The following is a 19,777-nucleotide window of genomic DNA, read 5'->3' as shown; positions in this document are numbered from 1 at the left end:
AGCGATGGCTACTGGATCAAAAAATGACGCGCCAGCAGTGCGCTGGTGAAATTCTTTTTCAGATAAAATCCGCGCGGCAATGTCAGAATTCGTTCACCCTCGGCGCCAATGGCTTCGGTGAGAGCTTTCGCATTCGCCGCTTTCGGTCGTATTTGCAAATATTCCCCGTGACGAGCGGTGATTCGCTCAACCTGACCGAGGACAATCATATCCATTAATTCTTCCCAGTCTTCGCGTAGCTGGCGGTCTTCCTCTTCGTTCGGACTCCACAGCAACGGTGCTCCTACGCGACGCTGCGCCAGTGGGATGCTGCGCTCGCCTTCAACCGGTATCCATAACACCCGTTTGAGTTTGTGGCGCACGTGGCTGGTTTCCCAGGTCACACCGCTATTGCCAGTTAACGGTGCAACACAAACGAATGTCGTTTCCAGCGGGCGACCAAGAGTATCTACAGGTATAGTTTTGAGTTCCACGCCTAAAGCGGCAAAATCTTGTTCAGGTTTACTTCCTGCGCTGGCGCCAAGCCAGATCTCCAGTAACACACCGATCCAACCTTTATCGCGTTTTAAATTCTCCGGCGTAACCAATCCGGCAAGTGCTGCCAGTTCACCAAGGGTGTAACCAGAAAGTTGCTGTGCTTGCGCTAATAACTGCGCTTCAGTTTCGGGGGGAGAGGGCAATGGGCGAGGTTGAGACATGGCATTACACCTTGATTAAAAAATAAGCAGCTATTTTGTACCGAATATTCAGAGTGTAACTTTTTCCACAAGCCTTATTCAATTCTATGATTTATCTTGTTTTTTAATTCACAGGTGACGGTGTTGCGCAACGTCCTGGTGGGTTTTCCAATTCTGGTCACTGAAAATAAACAGGATCTTACACCATGTTATCCACAGAAAGCTGGGATAACTGTGAAAAACCCTCACTACTGTTTCCATTTACAGCCTTGACGTGCGACGAAACTCTAATTTTTAGTGGTTCGGTGCTTAACTTAGTGGCACATTCTGTGGATAAATACGACGTTGGTTGATCTTTCGCCAACGCGTAAATGAGTGGTGTGACATGGGTCACGAATTTCTCTGTTTTATCAATATTTATGTATTTAATATATTGATTAATAACGAATATTTTAAAGTGTATTTTAGCGGCTGATTCAGAATGCTCTGGGTTTTCCCGTGGTAATTCCGTAGTTCTTCACAACTCTATCCACAGAAAAGGTGAATAAAAACGGCTATCCACCCCTTCCTCTGTTTATAACTCTGCACTTAACTGTGAGTTATTCAATTGTTATTAGTGTGTAATGCCCTGCAGAGAGTGGTTTACCGTCTTCCTGGAGTATGAAACAATCATTCGTATATAAAGCTTTATTTTGAGGTAGTCCGGTGATTGATGACGATGGCTACCGCCCAAACGTAGGTATCGTGATTTGTAATCGTCAGGGGCAAGTAATGTGGGCCCGGCGATTTGGTCAGCACTCCTGGCAATTTCCGCAAGGCGGAATTAATCCCGGAGAATCCGCAGAACAGGCGATGTACCGTGAATTGTTTGAAGAAGTAGGATTAAGCCGTAAAGACGTTCGAATCCTTGCTTCAACGCGTAACTGGTTGCGCTACAAATTACCGAAACGTTTGGTGCGTTGGGACACGAAGCCGGTGTGTATCGGCCAAAAACAAAAATGGTTTCTCTTGCAGCTGGTGAGTGGCGATGCGGAAATCAATATGCAAACCAGCAGTACACCAGAGTTTGACGGCTGGCGATGGGTAAGTTACTGGTATCCGGTCAGACAGGTGGTGTCATTTAAACGTGATGTCTACCGTAGGGTAATGAAAGAGTTCGCAAGTGTTGTGATGGCGCTGCAAGAAAATACGCCTAAACCACAAAACGTATCTGCTTATCGACGTAAAAGAGGTTAAGTCACGCCCATTATGCTCACTCGCCTGCGCGAAATAGTCGAAAAGGTAGCCAGCGCACCACGCCTGAATGAGGCGTTAAATATTCTGGTTACCGACATCTGTCTTGCGATGGATACCGAGGTCTGTTCGGTCTACCTGGCCGATCACGACCGACGTTGTTACTACCTGATGGCGACCCGGGGATTAAAAAAGCCACGTGGTCGCACCGTAACGCTCGCGTTTGATGAAGGGATCGTCGGCCTGGTTGGCAGGCTGGCGGAACCGATAAACCTTGCGGATGCGCAAAAACACCCCAGCTTCAAATATATCCCCTCCGTAAAAGAAGAACGTTTCCGCGCGTTTTTAGGCGTGCCAATTATTCAACGTCGCCAGTTACTTGGTGTACTGGTGGTACAGCAACGAGAGTTGCGGCAGTACAACGAAAGTGAAGAATCTTTCCTGGTGACGCTTGCCACCCAGATGGCAGCTATTCTTTCTCAGTCGCAGTTGACTGCCTTGTTTGGGCAATATCGCCAGACGCGAATCCGCGCATTACCGGCAGCGCCCGGCGTGGCGATTGCTGAAGGCTGGCAGGATGCCACGTTACCCTTAATGGAACAGGTGTATCAGGCATCAACGCTGGATCCGGCTCTGGAACGCGAGCGACTGACCGGGGCGCTGGAAGAAGCGGCTAACGAGTTTCGTCGCTACAGCAAACGCTTTGCTGCCGGTGCACAAAAAGAAACGGCGGCTATTTTCGATCTTTACTCACACCTGCTTTCTGACACGCGTCTGCGTCGCGAATTATTTGACGAGGTGGATAAAGGCTCAGTTGCAGAGTGGGCGGTGAAAACGGTCATTGAAAAATTCGCCGAACAGTTTGCTGCGCTAAGTGATAGCTATCTCAAAGAGCGAGCCGGTGATTTACGTGCGCTGGGCCAGCGATTGTTGTTTCACCTTGATGATGCCAACCAGGGGGCGAACGCCTGGCCGGAACGTTTCATTCTGGTGGCTGATGAACTGTCAGCGACAACTCTTGCAGAGCTGCCTCAGGATCGCTTAGTCGGCGTTGTCGTGCGCGATGGCGCAGCCAACTCCCATGCTGCGATTATGGTACGTGCGCTGGGGATCCCTACCGTGATGGGCGCGGACATTCAGCCTTCGGTGCTGCATCGTCGCACACTGATCGTTGACGGTTATCGTGGTGAATTGCTGGTCGACCCGGAGCCGGTGCTGCTGCAAGAATATCAGCGGCTGATTAGCGAAGAGATAGAGCTTAGTCGTCTGGCGGAAGATGACGTCAATTTACCCGCGCAGTTAAAAAGCGGCGAGCGCATAAAAGTCATGCTCAATGCGGGATTAAGCCCGGAACATGAAGAAAAACTGGGCAGTCGCATTGATGGTATCGGTCTTTATCGCACCGAAATCCCTTTCATGCTGCAAAGTGGTTTCCCGTCGGAAGAAGAACAGGTGGCGCAGTATCAGGGGATGCTGCAAATGTTCAATGATAAACCCGTCACTCTGCGTACGCTGGATGTGGGAGCCGACAAGCAACTGCCTTACATGCCGATCAGCGAAGAGAATCCATGCCTGGGATGGCGTGGGATTCGCATTACGCTCGATCAGCCGGAGATCTTTTTGATCCAGGTGCGGGCGATGTTGCGCGCCAATGCTGCAACGGGCAACCTGCACATTCTGTTGCCAATGGTCACAAGCCTCGATGAAGTTGACGAAGCGCGTCGCCTGATTGAACGTGCCGGACGTGAAGTTGAGGAGATGATCGGTTACGCAATTCCCAAACCACGCATCGGTATCATGCTGGAAGTACCTTCAATGGTATTTATGCTGCCGCATCTGGCAAATCGGGTTGATTTTATCTCTGTTGGCACCAACGATCTGACTCAATACATCCTGGCCGTTGATCGCAACAACACCCGGGTCGCGAACATTTATGACAGCCTTCATCCTGCAATGTTACGTGCTCTGGCGATGATCGCCCGTGAGGCGGAAACGCAGGGAATCGATCTGCGTTTATGCGGTGAAATGGCGGGCGATCCCATGTGCGTGGCAATCCTCATTGGGCTGGGGTATCGCCATCTGTCGATGAACGGACGTTCTGTCGCGCGCGTCAAATACCTGCTGCGGCGCATTGATTTTGCCGAAGCAGAAAATCTTGCGCAGCGCAGCCTGGAAGCGCAACTGGCGACCGAAGTTCGTCATCAGGTCGCGGCATTTATGGAGCGTCGCGGTATGGGCGGGCTGATTCGCGGGGGGTTATAGCGCGGATCATATACATATCTTTTAACGGTATCCGGCAACCAGCCAGGTTCCCTTGTGCTATTATTCGCACCTTTGGAGCGCCTGAAACCTGCGGCGCGCATTTCAATCGCTGTTCTCTTTCAGCGAAATAACAAGAACTTGTGGTGACAGATGACCAGTAGCTATCTGCATTTTCCGGAATTTGATCCGGTCATTTTCTCAATAGGACCCGTTGCGCTTCACTGGTACGGCCTGATGTATCTGGTGGGTTTCATTTTTGCGATGTGGCTGGCTGGGCGTCGGGCTAGCCGTCCGGGCAGTGGCTGGACCAAAAATGAAGTTGAAAACTTACTCTATGCAGGCTTCCTCGGCGTCTTCCTTGGCGGACGTATTGGTTATGTTCTGTTCTACAACTTCCCGCAGTTTATGGCCGATCCGCTGTATCTGTTCCGTGTCTGGGACGGCGGCATGTCTTTCCACGGCGGTCTGATTGGCGTGATTGTGGTGATGATTATCTTCGCCCGCCGCACCAAACGTTCCTTCTTCCAGGTGTCTGATTTTATAGCACCGCTCATTCCATTTGGCCTTGGAGCCGGGCGTCTGGGCAACTTTATTAACGGTGAATTGTGGGGGCGCGTTGATCCGAACTTCCCGTTTGCCATGCTGTTCCCAGGCTCCCGTACTGAAGACATTCTGCTGCTGCAAAACAACCCTCAGTGGCAATCTATTTTCGACACCTACGGCGTACTACCGCGTCACCCGTCGCAACTTTACGAGATGCTGCTGGAAGGTGTGGTGCTGTTTATTATCCTCAACCTGTATATCCGTAAACCGCGCCCGATGGGGGCTGTCTCGGGCTTGTTCCTGATTGGCTATGGCGCGTTTCGCATCATTGTTGAGTTTTTCCGCCAGCCCGATGCGCAGTTCACCGGCGCATGGGTGCAGTACATCAGCATGGGGCAAATTCTTTCCATCCCGATGATTGTCGCGGGTGTTTTCATGATGGTCTGGGCATATCGTCGCAGCCCACAGCAACACGTTTCCTGAGGAACCATGAAACAGTATTTAGAACTGATGCAAAAAGTGCTCGACGAAGGCACACAGAAAAACGACCGTACCGGAACCGGAACGCTTTCCATTTTTGGTCATCAGATGCGTTTTAACCTCCAGGATGGATTCCCGTTAGTGACAACCAAACGTTGCCACCTGCGTTCCATTATCCACGAGCTGCTGTGGTTCCTGAAGGGCGACACTAACATTGCTTATCTGCACGAAAACAATGTCACCATCTGGGACGAATGGGCCGATGAAAACGGCGATCTTGGTCCGGTTTATGGTAAACAGTGGCGCGCCTGGCCCACGCCGGATGGTCGTCATATTGACCAGATTACTACGGTACTGAACCAGCTGAAAAACGACCCGGATTCCCGCCGCATTATTGTTTCGGCATGGAACGTAGGCGAACTGGATAAAATGGCGCTGGCTCCATGCCATGCGTTCTTCCAGTTCTATGTGGCAGACGGCAAACTCTCTTGCCAGCTTTATCAGCGTTCCTGCGACGTCTTCCTCGGCCTGCCGTTTAACATTGCCAGCTACGCGTTACTGGTGCATATGATGGCGCAGCAGTGCGATCTGGAAGTGGGTGATTTTGTCTGGACCGGTGGCGATACGCACCTGTACAGCAATCATATGGATCAAACCCATCTGCAATTAAGTCGTGAACCGCGTCCGCTGCCGAAGCTGATTATCAAACGTAAACCTGAATCCATCTTCGACTACCGTTTCGAAGACTTTGAGATTGAAGGCTACGATCCGCATCCGGGAATTAAAGCGCCGGTTGCTATCTAAATTACGCAACATCCTGCCAGAGCCGACGCCAGTGTGCGTCGGTTTTTTTTATCCTTCGCTAAATTCTTCGAGACGCCTTCCCGAAATTTTGCAACGCCTTGCAACAGCGTAAATAGTCCGGAAGACGCGCCGAAGAATGAGAAACTGGCCCTCGTCTTTTTTTCTCCTCGCTCCATACTGCCGGCATGAAAACACAACGTGGTTATACGCTGATTGAAACGCTGGTTGCGATGCTGATTTTGGTCATGCTAAGCGCAAGTGGACTCTATGGCTGGCAATACTGGCAGCAGTCGCAACGGCTCTGGCAAACCGCCAGCCAGGCGCGGGACTATTTGCTCTATTTACGTGAGGATGCCAACTGGCATAACCGCGACCACAGTATCAGCGTCATCAGGGAGGGGAAGTTATGGTGTCTTGTGAGTTCTGCCGCAGGGGCGAATGCCTGTCATGGCAGTTCACCGTTGGTCTTTGTGCCACGCTGGCCCGACGTAGAAATGAACGACCTGACGCCTTCGCTCACTTTCTTTGGCCTGCGCAATACCGCATGGGCCGGGCATATTCGCTTCAAAAATTCAGCGGGAGAGTGGTGGCTGGTGGTTTCGCCGTGGGGAAGGCTCCGGCTTTGCCAGAAAGGAGAAACAGAAGGATGCCTGTAAAAGAGCAAGGATTTTCTCTGTTGGAAGTTTTGATTGCTATGGCGATCAGTAGCGTACTGTTGCTGGGGGCTGCACGATTTCTGCCTGCATTACAGCGTGAAAGTTTGACGAGCACCCGTAAGCTGGCGCTGGAAGATGAAATCTGGCTGCGGATATTTACAGTCGCGAAGCATCTCCAGAGAGCAGGTTATTGTCATGGGAGCTGCACTGGCGAGGGGCTGGTCATTGTCGGGCAGGGGGACTGTATCATTGTGCAGTGGGATGCGAACAGTAACGGTATCTGGGAGAGCGAACCGGTAAAAGAGTCCGACCAGATTGGATTTCGTCTGAAGGAGCATGTGCTGGAAACGCTACGCGGTGCGACATCTTGTGAAGGTAAGGGCTGGGATAAAGTCACTAATCCGGATGCCATCATTATCGACACTTTTCAGGTCGTGCGTCAGGATGTCAGCGGTTTCTCGCCGGTGTTGACGGTGAATATGCGGGGCGCCAGTAAGGCTGAACCACAAACCGTGGTGGATGCCAGCTATAGCGTAACAGGATTCAACCTGTGAATAGTGAACGGGGAGTTTCATCGCTGGCACTGGTTCTAATGTTGCTGGTTTTGGGCAGCTTGCTGCTACAGGGAATGAGCCAACAGGATCGCAGTTTTGCCTCTCGGGTGACTATGGAAAGCCAGTCATTGCGCCGCCAGACTATCGTACAGTCGGCGCTGGAATGGGGCAAAATGCACTCCTGGCAGACACAGCCCGCAGTTCAGTGCTCACAGTACGCTGCAACCGGTGCCCGGGTTTGTCTGCGTTTACTGGCAGATAATCAAACCTTGCTGATTGCCGGTTATGAAGGCGTTTCATTATGGCGAACAGGCGAAGTGAACGATGGAAACATTGTTTTTTCGTCACGCGGCTGGAGTGATTTTTGTCCGCAGAAAGAGGGGGCGTTATGTCAGCTTCCCTGAAGAATCAACAAGGCTTTAGCCTGCCGGAAGTGATGTTGGCGATGGTGCTGATGGTGATGATTGTCACTGCGTTATCGGGGTATCAGAGAACATTAATGAACAGTCTTGCCAGCAGAAACCAGTATCTGCAACTCTGGCGGCATGGCTGGCAGCAAACGCAACTGCGCGCGATTTCGCCACCTGCCAACTGGCAGGTTAACCGAATGCAGACATCGCAGGCGGGATGTGTCAGCATCAGCGTTACGTTAGTTTCACCCGGGGGCAGAGAAGGCGAGATGACCCGCCTGCATTGCCCGAATCGTCAGTAGTCAGGAGCCGCTATGCTAAGGGTCTACCATTCCAATCGTCTGGACGTGCTGGAAGCGTTGATGGAGTTTATCGTCGAACGCGAACGGCTGGACGATCCTTTCGAACCAGAAATGATTCTGGTGCAAAGTACCGGTATGGCGCAGTGGCTGCAAATGACGCTGTCGCAGAAGTTCGGCATTGCGGCAAACATTGATTTCCCGCTGCCGGCGAGCTTTATCTGGGATATGTTCGTCCGCGTATTGCCGGAGATCCCTAAAGAGAGCGCCTTCAACAAGCAAAGCATGAGCTGGAAACTGATGACTCTGCTGCCGCAACTGCTGGATCGCGAAGATTTTACCCTGTTGCGTCATTACCTGACTGACGATAGCGACAAGCGCAAGCTGTTTCAGCTTTCCTCAAAAGCGGCGGACCTGTTTGACCAGTATCTGGTCTATCGACCGGACTGGCTGACACAGTGGGAAGCGGGACACCTGGTTGAAGGGCTGGGAGAAGCGCAGGCCTGGCAAGCTCCCTTGTGGAAGGCGCTGGTGGAATATACCCATGAACTGGGGCAACCGCGCTGGCACCGTGCCAATCTCTATCAACGCTTTATCGAAACGCTGGAGTCCGCGACGACCTGCCCGCCGGGGTTACCTTCGCGCGTCTTTATATGCGGTATTTCCGCGTTACCGCCTGTTTATCTACAGGCGCTACAGGCGCTGGGTAAACATATTGAAATCCATCTTCTGTTTACCAATCCCTGCCGTTATTACTGGGGCGATATTAAAGATCCGGCTTATCTGGCGAAACTGCTGACTCGCCAGCGCCGACACAGTTTTGAAGATCGCGAATTGCCGCTATTCCGCGATAGCGAAAACGCCGGACAGTTGTTTAACAGCGACGGCGAACAGGATGTTGGTAACCCGCTACTGGCCTCATGGGGAAAGCTGGGGCGCGACTACATCTATCTGCTTGCCGATCTCCAGAGCAGTCAGGAGCTGGACGCATTCGTTGATGTCACGCCAGACAGCCTGTTGCATAACATCCAGTCCGACATTCTCGAACTGGAAAATCGTGCCGTTGCGGGCGTGAATCTGGCAGAGTTTTCCCGCAGCGATAACAAACGTCTGCTTGATCCACAAGATAACAGCGTCACCTTCCACGTATGCCACAGCCCGCAGCGCGAAGTGGAAGTTTTGCACGATCGCCTGCTGGCGATGCTGGAAGAAGATCCGACACTTACTCCACGCGACATCATCGTGATGGTGGCCGACATCGATAGCTACAGTCCGTTTATTCAGGCTGTATTTGGTAGCGCGCCTGCGGATCGTTACCTGCCTTATGCCATTTCCGACCGTCGGGCGCGGCAGTCGCATCCGGTGCTGGAAGCATTTATCAGCCTGTTATCACTGCCAGACAGCCGCTTTGTGTCGGAGGACGTGCTGGCGCTGCTGGACGTGCCGGTACTGGCGGCGCGGTTTGATATTACCGAAGAAGGGCTACGTTATTTACGTCTGTGGGTTAATGAATCCGGCATTCGCTGGGGGATTGATGACGACAACGTTCGCGAGCTGGAACTCCCCGCCACCGGGCAACACACCTGGCGATTTGGCCTGACGCGCATGTTGCTGGGCTATGCAATGGAGAGCGCCCAGGGCGAGTGGCAATCGGTTCTGCCTTATGATGAATCGAGCGGCTTAATTGCGGAACTGGTAGGGCATCTGGCGTCACTGCTAATGCAACTGAATATCTGGCGTCGCGGGTTAGCGCAGGAGCGCCCGCTTGAGGAGTGGCTGCCGGTTTGTCGCGATATGCTTAACGCCTTCTTCCTGCCGGATGCGGAAACTGAAGCGGCGATGACGCTTATCGAACAACAATGGCAAGCGATTATCGCCGAAGGTTTAGGTGCGCAGTATGGCGACGCGGTGCCGCTGTCGCTGTTACGTGATGAACTGGCACAACGCCTCGATCAAGAACGTATCAGCCAGCGTTTTCTTGCAGGTCCGGTTAACATTTGTACGCTGATGCCAATGCGTTCAATCCCGTTCAAAGTGGTTTGCCTGCTGGGAATGAACGATGGTGTTTATCCGCGCCAGCTTGCGCCATTGGGCTTTGATTTAATGAGTCAGAAACCGAAACGTGGCGATCGTAGCCGTCGCGATGATGACCGCTATCTGTTCCTGGAAGCGTTAATTTCCGCGCAGCAAAAACTCTATATCAGCTATATCGGGCGTTCCATTCAGGATAACAGTGAACGTTTCCCGTCGGTGCTGGTGCAAGAACTGATCGACTACATTGGACAAAGTCATTATCTGCCGGGTGATGAAGAGCTTAACTGTGATGAAAGCGAGGTACGGGTAAAAGAGCATCTTACTTGCCTCCATACCCGGATGCCGTTTGATCCGCAAAACTACCAGCCTGGCGAGTTACAAAGCTATGCACGTGAATGGCTACCGGCAGCCAGCCAGGCAGGCAAGGCGCATTCTGAATTTGTCCAGCCTTTACCGTTTACCTTGCCGGAAACCGTGCCGCTGGAAACACTACAACGATTCTGGGCGCATCCGGTGCGAGCGTTTTTCCAGATGCGTTTACAGGTGCACTTCCGTACCGAAGACAGCGAAATTCCCGATACCGAACCATTTATTCTTGAAGGGCTTAGCCGTTATCAAATTAATCAGCAGTTATTAAATGCGTTGGTGGATCAGGATGATGCAGAACGCTTGTTCCGCCGCTTCCGGGCGGCAGGGGATTTACCGTACGGCGCTTTTGGTGAAATTTTCTGGGAAACGCAGTGTCAGGAGATGCAGCAGCTTGCTGACAGAGTCATTGCCTGTCGCCAGCCGGGGCAAAGTATGGAAATCGATCTCGCCTGCAACGGTGTGCAGATAACTGGGTGGTTGCCGCAGGTTCAGCCGGATGGCCTGTTGCGCTGGCGTCCCTCTTTGCTCAGTGTGGCACAGGGAATGCAACTTTGGTTAGAACACCTTGTCTACTGTGCCAGTGGTGGTAACGGTGAAAGCCGCCTTTTTCTACGCAAAGACGGCGAGTGGCGTTTCCCGCCGCTTGCAGCCGAACAGGCTTTACATTACCTCTCCCAACTGATTGAAGGGTATCGTGAAGGGATGTCCACGCCGTTGCTGGTGTTACCTGAAAGTGGCGGCGCATGGCTAAAAACCTGTTATGACGCGGAAAACGATGCCATGCTGGATGACGATTCCACGTTGCAAAAAGCTCGTACGAAATTCCTTCAGGCTTACGAAGGCAACATGATGGTGCGTGGTGAAGGTGATGATATCTGGTATCAACGGCTCTGGCGGCAATTAACGCCAGAGACAATGAAAGCCATCGTTGATCAGTCGCAGCGTTTCCTGTTACCGCTGTTTCGTTTTAATCAGTCATGAGTTCTGTATAAAAATCGCGCAATCCATCTGCTTACTTTATGATGCGCACCAGTCACGGACTGATGGTTATATAGACACTGGCTGGCTCGTTCAGCACAAGATTATATTCTGCCGGATGATTTTCTTTAAGCTATTGAATCTGGTTGAAAAATAAAGTTGATAATGAGGTTCGTGAATGCCCCGCAGCACCTGGTTCAAAGCATTACTGTTGTTTGTTGCCCTTTGGGCACCCTTAAGTCAGGCAGAAACGGGATGGCAGCCGATTCAGGAAACCATCCGTAAAAGTGATAAAGATAACCGCCAGTATCAGGCTATACGTCTGGATAACGGTATGGTGGTCTTGCTGGTTTCTGATCCGCAGGCGGTTAAATCGCTTTCGGCGCTGGTAGTGCCCGTTGGGTCGCTGGAAGATCCTGAGGCGTATCAGGGGCTGGCGCATTACCTTGAACATATGAGTCTGATGGGGTCGAAAAAGTACCCTCAAGCAGATAGCCTCGCTGAATATCTCAAAATGCACGGCGGCAGTCACAATGCCAGTACGGCACCATATCGCACCGCTTTCTATCTGGAAGTGGAAAACGATGCCTTGCCTGGTGCAGTAGACCGCCTGGCCGATGCCATCGCTGAACCCTTGCTCGACAAGAAATATGCTGAACGTGAACGTAATGCAGTGAACGCAGAATTAACCATGGCGCGCACGCGTGACGGGATGCGCATGGCGCAGGTCAGCGCAGAAACCATTAACCCGGCGCACCCAGGTTCAAAGTTTTCTGGCGGTAACCTGGAAACCTTAAGCGACAAACCCGGTAATCCTGTGCAGCAGGCGCTGAAAGATTTCCATGAGAAATATTACTCTGCCAATCTGATGAAGGCGGTTATCTATAGCAATAAACCATTGCCGGAACTGGCAAAAATGGCGGCGGACACCTTCGGTCGCGTGCCTAACAAAGAGAGCCAGAAACCGGAAATTACCGTACCGGTAGTCACCGACGCGCAAAAGGGAATTATCATTCATTACGTCCCGGCACTGCCGCGTAAAGTTCTGCGCGTCGAGTTTCGCATCGATAACAACTCGGAGAAGTTCCGTAGTAAAACGGATGAGTTGATTACCTATCTGATTGGTAATCGCAGCCCAGGTACACTTTCTGACTGGCTGCAAAAGCAGGGATTAGTTGAGGGCATTAGCGCCAACTCCGATCCTATCGTCAACGGCAACAGCGGCGTATTAGCGATCTCTGCGTCCTTAACCGATAAAGGTCTGGCGAATCGCGATCAGGTTGTGGCGGCCATTTTCAGCTACCTCAATCTGTTACGCGAAAAAGGGATTGATAAACAGTATTTCGATGAGCTGGCGAATGTGCTGGATATCGACTTCCGTTATCCGTCAATCACCCGTGATATGGATTACGTCGAATGGCTGGCGGATACCATGATTCGCGTTCCTGTTGAGCATACGCTGGACGCGGTAAATATTGCCGATCGGTATGATGCTAAAGCAGTAAAAGAACGTCTGGCGATGATGACGCCGCAGAACGCGCGTATCTGGTATATCAGTCCGAAAGAGCCGCACAATAAAACGGCTTACTTTGTCGATGCGCCGTATCAGGTCGATAAAATCAGCGAACAAACCTTCGCTGACTGGCAGAAAAAAGCCGCCGACATTGCGCTCTCCTTGCCGGAGCTTAACCCCTATATTCCTGACGATTTCTCGCTGATTAAGTCAGAGAAGAAATACGACCATCCAGAGCTGATTGTTGATGAGTCGAATCTGCGTGTGGTGTATGCGCCAAGCCGTTATTTTGCCAGCGAGCCCAAAGCTGATGTCAGCCTGATTTTGCGTAATCCGAAAGCCATGGACAGCGCCCGCAATCAGGTGATGTTTGCGCTCAATGATTATCTCGCAGGGCTGGCGCTTGATCAGTTAAGCAACCAGGCGTCGGTTGGTGGCATAAGTTTTTCCACCAATGCTAACAACGGCCTTATGGTTAATGCCAATGGTTACACCCAGCGCCTGCCGCAGCTGTTCCAGGCTCTGCTGGAAGGCTACTTTAGCTATACCGCTACGGAAGATCAGCTTGAGCAGGCGAAGTCCTGGTATAACCAGATGATGGATTCCGCAGAAAAGGGCAAAGCGTTCGAGCAGGCGATTATGCCCGCGCAGATGCTCTCGCAGGTGCCGTACTTCTCGCGAGATGAGCGACGTAAAATTTTGCCCTCCATCACTCTGAAAGAGGTGCTGGCCTACCGCGACGCCTTAAAAACGGGGGCACGACCAGAGTTTATGGTTATCGGCAACATGACCGAATCACAGGCAACAACGCTGGCGCGCGATGTGCAAAAACAGTTGGGCGCTGATGGCACAGAGTGGTGTCGTAACAAAGATGTGCTGGTTGAGAAAAAACAGTCCGTCATCTTTGAAAAAGCCGGTAACAGTACCGACTCTGCCCTGGCAGCGGTTTTCGTACCGACTGGCTACGATGAATACACCAGTTCAGCCTACAGTTCTCTGCTGGCGCAGATTGTACAGCCGTGGTTCTACAATCAGTTGCGTACCGAAGAACAGTTGGGTTATGCCGTGTTCGCGTTTCCTATGAGTGTGGGTCGCCAGTGGGGCATGGGCTTCTTGCTGCAAAGCAATGATAAACAGCCTTCATACCTGTGGGAGCGATACAAAGCCTTTTTCCCAACCGCAGAGGCAAAATTGCGGGCGATGAAGCCAGAAGAGTTCGCGCAAATTCAGCAGGCGGTCATTACCCAGATGCTGCAGGCTCCGCAAACGCTCGGCGAAGAAGCATCGAAGTTAAGTAAAGATTTCGATCGTGGCAATATGCGCTTCGATTCGCGTGATAAAATTGTGGCACAGATAAAACTGCTGACGCCGCAAAAACTGGCCGATTTCTTCCATCAGGCGGTGGTTGAGCCGCAAGGCATGGCTATCCTGTCGCAGATTTCCGGCAGCCAGAACGGGAAAGCCGAATATGTACATCCTGAAGGCTGGAAAGTGTGGGAGAACGTCAGCGCGTTGCAGCAAACAATGCCCCTGATGAGTGAAAAGAATGAGTGATGTCGCCGAGACACTAGATCCTTTGCGCTTGCCCTTACAGGGCGAGCGCCTGATTGAAGCCTCTGCCGGCACAGGCAAAACCTTTACGATTGCGGCGCTCTATTTGCGCCTGTTACTTGGACTAGGCGGTTCCTCCGCCTTTCCCCGCCCATTGACCGTTGAAGAACTGCTGGTGGTCACCTTTACCGAGGCTGCCACTGCAGAATTGCGTGGCCGTATCCGTAGCAATATTCATGAATTACGCATCGCCTGTCTGCGTGAAACCACCGACAATCCGCTGTATGCACGCCTGCTGGAAGAGATCGACGATAAAGCGCAAGCCGCGCAGTGGTTGCTGTTAGCTGAGCGACAGATGGATGAAGCAGCAGTCTTTACCATCCACGGTTTTTGCCAGCGAATGCTCAACCTGAATGCCTTTGAATCCGGCATGTTGTTTGAGCAGCAGCTGATTGAAGACGAGTCTCTACTGCGCTACCAGGCCTGCGCCGATTTCTGGCGTCGCCACTGCTATCCGTTACCGCGTGAAATTGCCCAGGTAGTCTTTGAAACCTGGAAAGGGCCGCAGGCGTTGCTGCGCGATATTAATCGTTATCTGCAAGGCGAAGCGCCGGTTATCAAAGCACCGCCGCCCGATGATGAAACGCTGGCTTCCCGCCACGCGCAAATTGTGGCGCGTATTGATGTGGTAAAACAGCAGTGGCGTGACGCAGTAGGTGAACTGGATGCGCTGATCGAATCTTCCGGTATTGATCGCCGCAAGTTTAACCGTAGCAATCAGGCTAAATGGATAGACAAGATCAGTGCCTGGGCAGAAGAAGAGACCAACAGCTACCAGTTGCCTGAGTCGCTGGAAAAATTTTCTCAGCGTTTCTTAGAAGATCGCACAAAAGCAGGGGGCGAGACGCCGCGCCACCCGTTATTTGAAGCGATCGATCAATTGCTTGCCGAACCATTATCGATCCGCGATCTGGTGATCACCCGCGCATTGGCTGAGATCCGTGAAACAGTCGCACGTGAAAAACGTCGCCGTGGCGAACTGGGCTTTGACGACATGCTAAGTCGGCTGGATTCCGCGCTGCGTAGCGAAAGCGGAGAGGCGCTGGCAACGGCGATCCGTACGCGCTTTCCGGTAGCAATGATCGACGAATTTCAGGATACCGACCCCCAGCAGTACCGGATTTTCCGCCGTATCTGGCACCATCAGCCGGAAACGGCGTTATTGCTGATTGGTGACCCGAAACAGGCCATTTACGCATTCCGTGGTGCAGATATCTTCACCTACATGAAGGCGCGTAGCGAAGTTCACGCTCACTACACCTTAGATACCAACTGGCGTTCTGCGCCGGGAATGGTGAACAGTGTGAACAAACTTTTCAGCCAGGCTGATGACGCTTTCATGTTCCGCGAAATTCCGTTTATTCCAGTGAAATCAGCCGGAAAAAATCAGGCGCTGCGTTTTGTATTTAAAGGTGAAACGCAGCCTGCGATGAAAATGTGGCTGATGGAAGGCGAAAGCTGCGGTGTTGGCGATTATCAAAGTACCATGGCGCAGGTATGCGCTGCGCAAATCCGCGACTGGCTACAGGCCGGGCAGCGGGGCGAAGCATTGCTGATGAACGGCGACGACGGGCGTCCTGTTCGCGCCTCGGACATCAGTGTGCTGGTACGCAGCCGCCAGGAGGCCGCCCAGGTGCGCGATGCTTTAACGCTGCTGGAAATCCCTTCCGTTTACCTTTCGAACCGCGACAGTGTTTTTGAAACACTGGAAGCGCAGGAGATGCTTTGGCTGTTGCAGGCTGTAATGACGCCTGAACGTGAGAACACTCTGCGCAGTGCGTTAGCAACGTCGATGATGGGGTTGAACGCCCTGGATATCGAAACGTTGAATGATAACGAAAATGCGTGGGATGCAGTCGTCGAAGAGTTTGATAGGTATCGACAAATCTGGCGCAAACGCGGCGTTATGCCGATGCTGCGGGCGCTGATGTCGGCGCGCAACATTGCAGAAAACCTGCTGGCCACGGCAGGTGGCGAGCGTCGTCTTACCGATATCTTGCATATCAGCGAACTGCTACAAGAAGCCGGAACGCAGCTGGAAAGTGAACATGCGCTGGTACGCTGGTTATCGCAACATATCCTCGAACCCGACAGTAACGCTTCCAGCCAGCAAATGCGCCTCGAAAGTGACAAACATCTGGTGCAGATCGTCACGATCCATAAATCGAAAGGACTGGAATATCCGCTGGTCTGGTTGCCGTTTATCACCAATTTCCGTGTCCAGGATCAGGCGTTCTATCACGATCGTCATTCGTTTGAGGCTGTACTTGATCTTAACGCTGCGCCAGAAAGCGTCGATCTCGCCGAGGCCGAACGTCTGGCGGAAGATCTGCGTTTGCTTTACGTGGCGCTGACGCGTTCGGTCTGGCATTGCAGTCTCGGCGTTGCGCCGCTGGTGCGCCGTCGTGGCGATAAAAAAGGTGACACCGACGTCCATCAAAGTGCGCTCGGGCGCTTGCTGCAAAAAGGGGAACCACAAGATGCGGCAGGGCTTCGCGCCTGTATTGAGGCTCTGTGCGATGATGATATCGCCTGGCAAACGGCACAAACGGGTGATAACCAACCCTGGCAGGTTAATGATGTTTCTACAGCAGAACTGAATGCGAAGACGCTACAACGTTTGCCCGGCGATAACTGGCGCGTCACCAGTTATTCTGGTTTGCAGCAGCGTGGTCACGGTATCGCTCAGGATCTGATGCCACGGCTGGATGTTGACGCCGCAGGCGTGGTTAGTGTTGTTGAAGAACCTACGTTAACACCGCATCAGTTTCCGCGCGGCGCCTCACCGGGGACGTTCTTGCACAGTTTGTTTGAGGATCTGGATTTTACCCAGCCGGTTGACCCGAACTGGGTGCGAGAAAAACTGGAACTTGGCGGCTTTGAACCGCAGTGGGAACCTGTGTTGACCGAGTGGATCACCGCTATTCTTCAGGCGCCGCTCAATGAAACTGGCGTCACGCTGAGTCAGCTTTCCGCCCGCGATAAACAGGTGGAGATGGAGTTTTACCTGCCGATTAGCGAGCCGCTTATTGCCAGCCAGCTTGATGCGCTAATCCGCCAGTTTGACTCGCTATCCGCTGGCTGCCCGCCGCTGGAGTTCATGCAGGTGCGCGGCATGTTAAAAGGCTTTATCGACCTGGTGTTTCGCCATGAAGGGCGTTATTACCTGCTCGACTATAAATCCAACTGGCTGGGTGAAGACAGTTCGGCTTACACCCAACAGGCTATGGCAGCGGTGATGCAGGCACACCGCTATGATCTGCAATATCAGCTTTATACCCTGGCGCTGCATCGTTATCTGCGCCATCGAATTGCTGATTACGACTATGAGCGCCACTTTGGCGGCGTTATCTATCTGTTCCTGCGTGGTGTTGATAAAGAACATCCGCAACAAGGAATTTACGCAACCCGCCCCGATGCCGGGTTGATTGCGCTGATGGATGAGATGTTTGCCGGTATGAGCCTGGAGGAGGCGTAATGAAATTGCAAAAGCAATTACTGGAAGCTGTGGAGCACAAACAGCTACGCCCGCTGGATGTGCAGTTCGCCCTGACCGTGGCGGGTGATGAACATCCCGCCGTCACCCTTGCGGCGGCACTGTTAAGCCACGACGCTGGGGAAGGGCACGTCTGTTTGCCGCTTTCACGACTGGAAAATAACGAGGCGTCACATCCGCTGTTGGCGACCTGTGTCAGTGAAATCGGTGAGCTACAAAATTGGGAAGAGTGCTTGCTAGCTTCACAAGCGGTCAGCCGGGGAGATGAACCAACGCCAATGATCCTTTGTGGCGATCGCCTTTACCTGAATCGCATGTGGTGTAATGAGCGCACAGTGGCGCGATTTTTCAACGAAGTGAATCATGCCATTGAGGTGGATGAAACGTTGCTAAAGCAAACGCTGGATAAACTCTTCCCGCCAGGTGATGAGATCAACTGGCAAAAAGTCGCAGCGGCAGTGGCGCTGACGCGGCGGATCTCGGTGATTTCCGGCGGCCCTGGCACAGGTAAAACGACTACCGTGGCGAAGTTGTTGGCTGCGTTAATTCAGATGGCAGACGGCGAACGCTGCCGTATCCGACTGGCCGCGCCAACGGGGAAAGCTGCTGCGCGCTTAACCGAATCGCTTGGCAAGGCTTTGCGCCAGTTACCGCTGACCGATGAACAAAAGAAACGCATTCCGGAAGACGCCAGCACTTTGCACCGCTTGCTGGGCGCGCAGCCGGGCAGTCAGCGTTTACGTCATCATGTAGGTAACCCACTGCATCTTGATGTGCTGGTGGTCGATGAAGCATCAATGATCGATCTGCCTATGATGTCGAGACTGATCGACGCCTTGCCCGATCATGCCAGAGTGATCTTTCTTGGCGATCGCGATCAACTGGCTTCCGTTGAGGCTGGGGCTGTGCTGGGCGATATCTGCGCTTATGCCAACGCAGGGTTTACCGCAGAGCGTGCCGGGCAATTAAGTCGTCTGACAGGAAGTCACGTTCCAGCGGGAAGTGGCACAGAAGCGGCATCTTTGCGCGATAGCCTCTGCCTGCTGCAAAAAAGCTACCGTTTCGGCAGCGATTCTGGCATTGGTCAGTTAGCTGCGGCGATCAACCGTGGTGATAAAACGGCAGTAAAAACGGTTTTTCAGCAGGATTTTACTGACATCGAAAAACGGCTTTTGCAGAACGGCGAAGACTATATTGCGATGCTTGAAGAAGCTCTTGCGGGTTACGGACGTTATCTGGATCTGCTACAAGCACGTGCCGAGCCGGATTTAATCATTCAAGCGTTCAATGAATACCAGCTATTGTGCGCCCTGCGGGAAGGGCCATTTGGCGTCGCTGGACTGAATGAGCGAATTGAACAGTTTATGCAACAGAAGCGCAAAATTCATCGTCATCCGCACTCGCGCTGGTACGAAGGCAGGCCGGTAATGATTGCCCGCAATGACAGCGCGCTTGGGTTGTTCAATGGTGATATCGGGATTGCGCTGGATCGCGGGCAGGGAACGCGCGTCTGGTTTGCGATGCCAGATGGCAATATCAAGTCAGTGCAACCGAGCCGCCTGCCGGAGCACGAAACTACGTGGGCTATGACGGTACATAAATCGCAGGGATCGGAGTTCGACCATGCGGCGTTGATTTTACCGAGCCAGCGTACACCGGTGGTAACACGAGAGCTGGTTTACACTGCGGTAACCCGTGCGCGTCGCCGTTTGTCGCTATATGCCGATGAGCGCATATTGAGTGCGGCAATCGCCACGCGCACCGAGCGGCGTAGCGGGCTGGCAGCGTTGTTTAGTTCGCGGGAATAAACGTGATTGCCTGATGCGACGCATGGGCGTCTTATCATGCCTGGAGGTAT

Annotated in this window: 14 protein-coding genes; 13 read left to right on the top strand and 1 reads right to left on the bottom strand. The window is 52.6% G+C overall.

Annotation, left to right across the window (positions count from 1 at the left end):
- Nucleotides 1–8 precede the first annotated feature (8 nt).
- Nucleotides 9–698: a DNA mismatch repair endonuclease MutH gene (gene mutH, locus WES_RS04650; RefSeq protein ID WP_000082202.1), complete on the bottom strand. Its 690-nt coding sequence runs from the start codon at nt 696–698 to the stop codon at nt 9–11.
- 185 nt (nt 699–883) lie between these two features.
- Between mutH and WES_RS24685 the strand changes: the two genes are divergently transcribed.
- The 13 genes from WES_RS24685 (at nt 884) to recD (ending at nt 19,727) form a co-directional block, all read left to right on the top strand.
- Entirely contained in the window at nt 884–1,030 is a 147-nt protein-coding gene (locus tag WES_RS24685) for a hypothetical protein (RefSeq protein ID WP_016159643.1), read from the top strand.
- Nucleotides 1,031–1,382: 352 nt separating this feature from the next.
- The gene (gene rppH / locus WES_RS04655) at nt 1,383–1,913 is read left to right on the top strand and encodes an RNA pyrophosphohydrolase (RefSeq protein ID WP_000564488.1); all 531 of its coding nucleotides are present in this window, start codon (nt 1,383–1,385) and stop codon (nt 1,911–1,913) included.
- 12 nt (nt 1,914–1,925) lie between these two features.
- Nucleotides 1,926–4,172: a phosphoenolpyruvate--protein phosphotransferase gene (gene ptsP, locus WES_RS04660; protein WP_000957933.1), complete on the top strand. Its 2,247-nt coding sequence runs from the start codon at nt 1,926–1,928 to the stop codon at nt 4,170–4,172.
- Between the two features lie 150 nt (nt 4,173–4,322).
- Nucleotides 4,323–5,198: a prolipoprotein diacylglyceryl transferase gene (gene lgt, locus WES_RS04665; RefSeq protein WP_000204651.1), complete on the top strand. Its 876-nt coding sequence runs from the start codon at nt 4,323–4,325 to the stop codon at nt 5,196–5,198.
- A 6-nt stretch (nt 5,199–5,204) separates the two neighbouring features.
- Entirely contained in the window at nt 5,205–5,999 is a 795-nt protein-coding gene (gene thyA / locus WES_RS04670) for a thymidylate synthase (RefSeq protein ID WP_000816226.1), read from the top strand.
- A gap of 185 nt (nt 6,000–6,184) precedes the next feature.
- On the top strand, nt 6,185–6,655 hold the full coding sequence (locus WES_RS04675) for a prepilin peptidase-dependent protein (protein ID WP_000857048.1): 471 nt from the start codon (nt 6,185–6,187) through the stop codon (nt 6,653–6,655).
- Entirely contained in the window at nt 6,646–7,209 is a 564-nt protein-coding gene (locus WES_RS04680; protein WP_001144305.1) for a prepilin peptidase-dependent protein, read from the top strand. The genes WES_RS04675 and WES_RS04680 overlap by 10 nt, the downstream gene beginning before the upstream one ends.
- Nucleotides 7,206–7,613 carry a DUF2509 family protein gene (locus WES_RS04685; protein ID WP_016159641.1) on the top strand — a complete coding sequence of 136 codons (408 nt, stop codon included), beginning with the start codon at nt 7,206–7,208 and terminating at the stop codon, nt 7,611–7,613. The genes WES_RS04680 and WES_RS04685 overlap by 4 nt, the downstream gene beginning before the upstream one ends.
- Nucleotides 7,598–7,921 carry a prepilin-type N-terminal cleavage/methylation domain-containing protein gene (locus tag WES_RS04690; protein WP_001276468.1) on the top strand — a complete coding sequence of 108 codons (324 nt, stop codon included), beginning with the start codon at nt 7,598–7,600 and terminating at the stop codon, nt 7,919–7,921. The genes WES_RS04685 and WES_RS04690 overlap by 16 nt, the downstream gene beginning before the upstream one ends.
- Nucleotides 7,922–7,933: 12 nt before the next feature.
- Nucleotides 7,934–11,302 (top strand): exodeoxyribonuclease V subunit gamma, encoded by a 3,369-nt coding sequence (recC, locus tag WES_RS04695; RefSeq protein WP_000946863.1) that lies wholly within the window; start codon nt 7,934–7,936, stop codon nt 11,300–11,302.
- Nucleotides 11,303–11,477: 175 nt separating this feature from the next.
- Entirely contained in the window at nt 11,478–14,366 is a 2,889-nt protein-coding gene (ptrA, locus tag WES_RS04700; RefSeq protein WP_016159640.1) for a pitrilysin, read from the top strand.
- A complete protein-coding gene (recB, locus tag WES_RS04705) occupies nt 14,359–17,901 on the top strand; it encodes an exodeoxyribonuclease V subunit beta (protein WP_016159639.1) in 3,543 nt (1,180 codons plus the stop codon). Before ptrA ends, recB begins: the two co-directional genes overlap by 8 nt.
- Nucleotides 17,901–19,727: an exodeoxyribonuclease V subunit alpha gene (gene recD, locus WES_RS04710; RefSeq protein ID WP_016159638.1), complete on the top strand. Its 1,827-nt coding sequence runs from the start codon at nt 17,901–17,903 to the stop codon at nt 19,725–19,727. The genes recB and recD overlap by 1 nt, the downstream gene beginning before the upstream one ends.
- The last annotated feature ends 50 nt before the right edge of the window (nt 19,728–19,777 follow it).

The sequence above is a fragment of the Escherichia sp. KTE31 genome (genome assembly GCF_000407925.1).
Taxonomy (GTDB): Bacteria; Pseudomonadota; Gammaproteobacteria; order Enterobacterales; family Enterobacteriaceae; genus Escherichia; species Escherichia ruysiae.
This window is presented reverse-complemented; position numbering and strand designations above follow the sequence as displayed.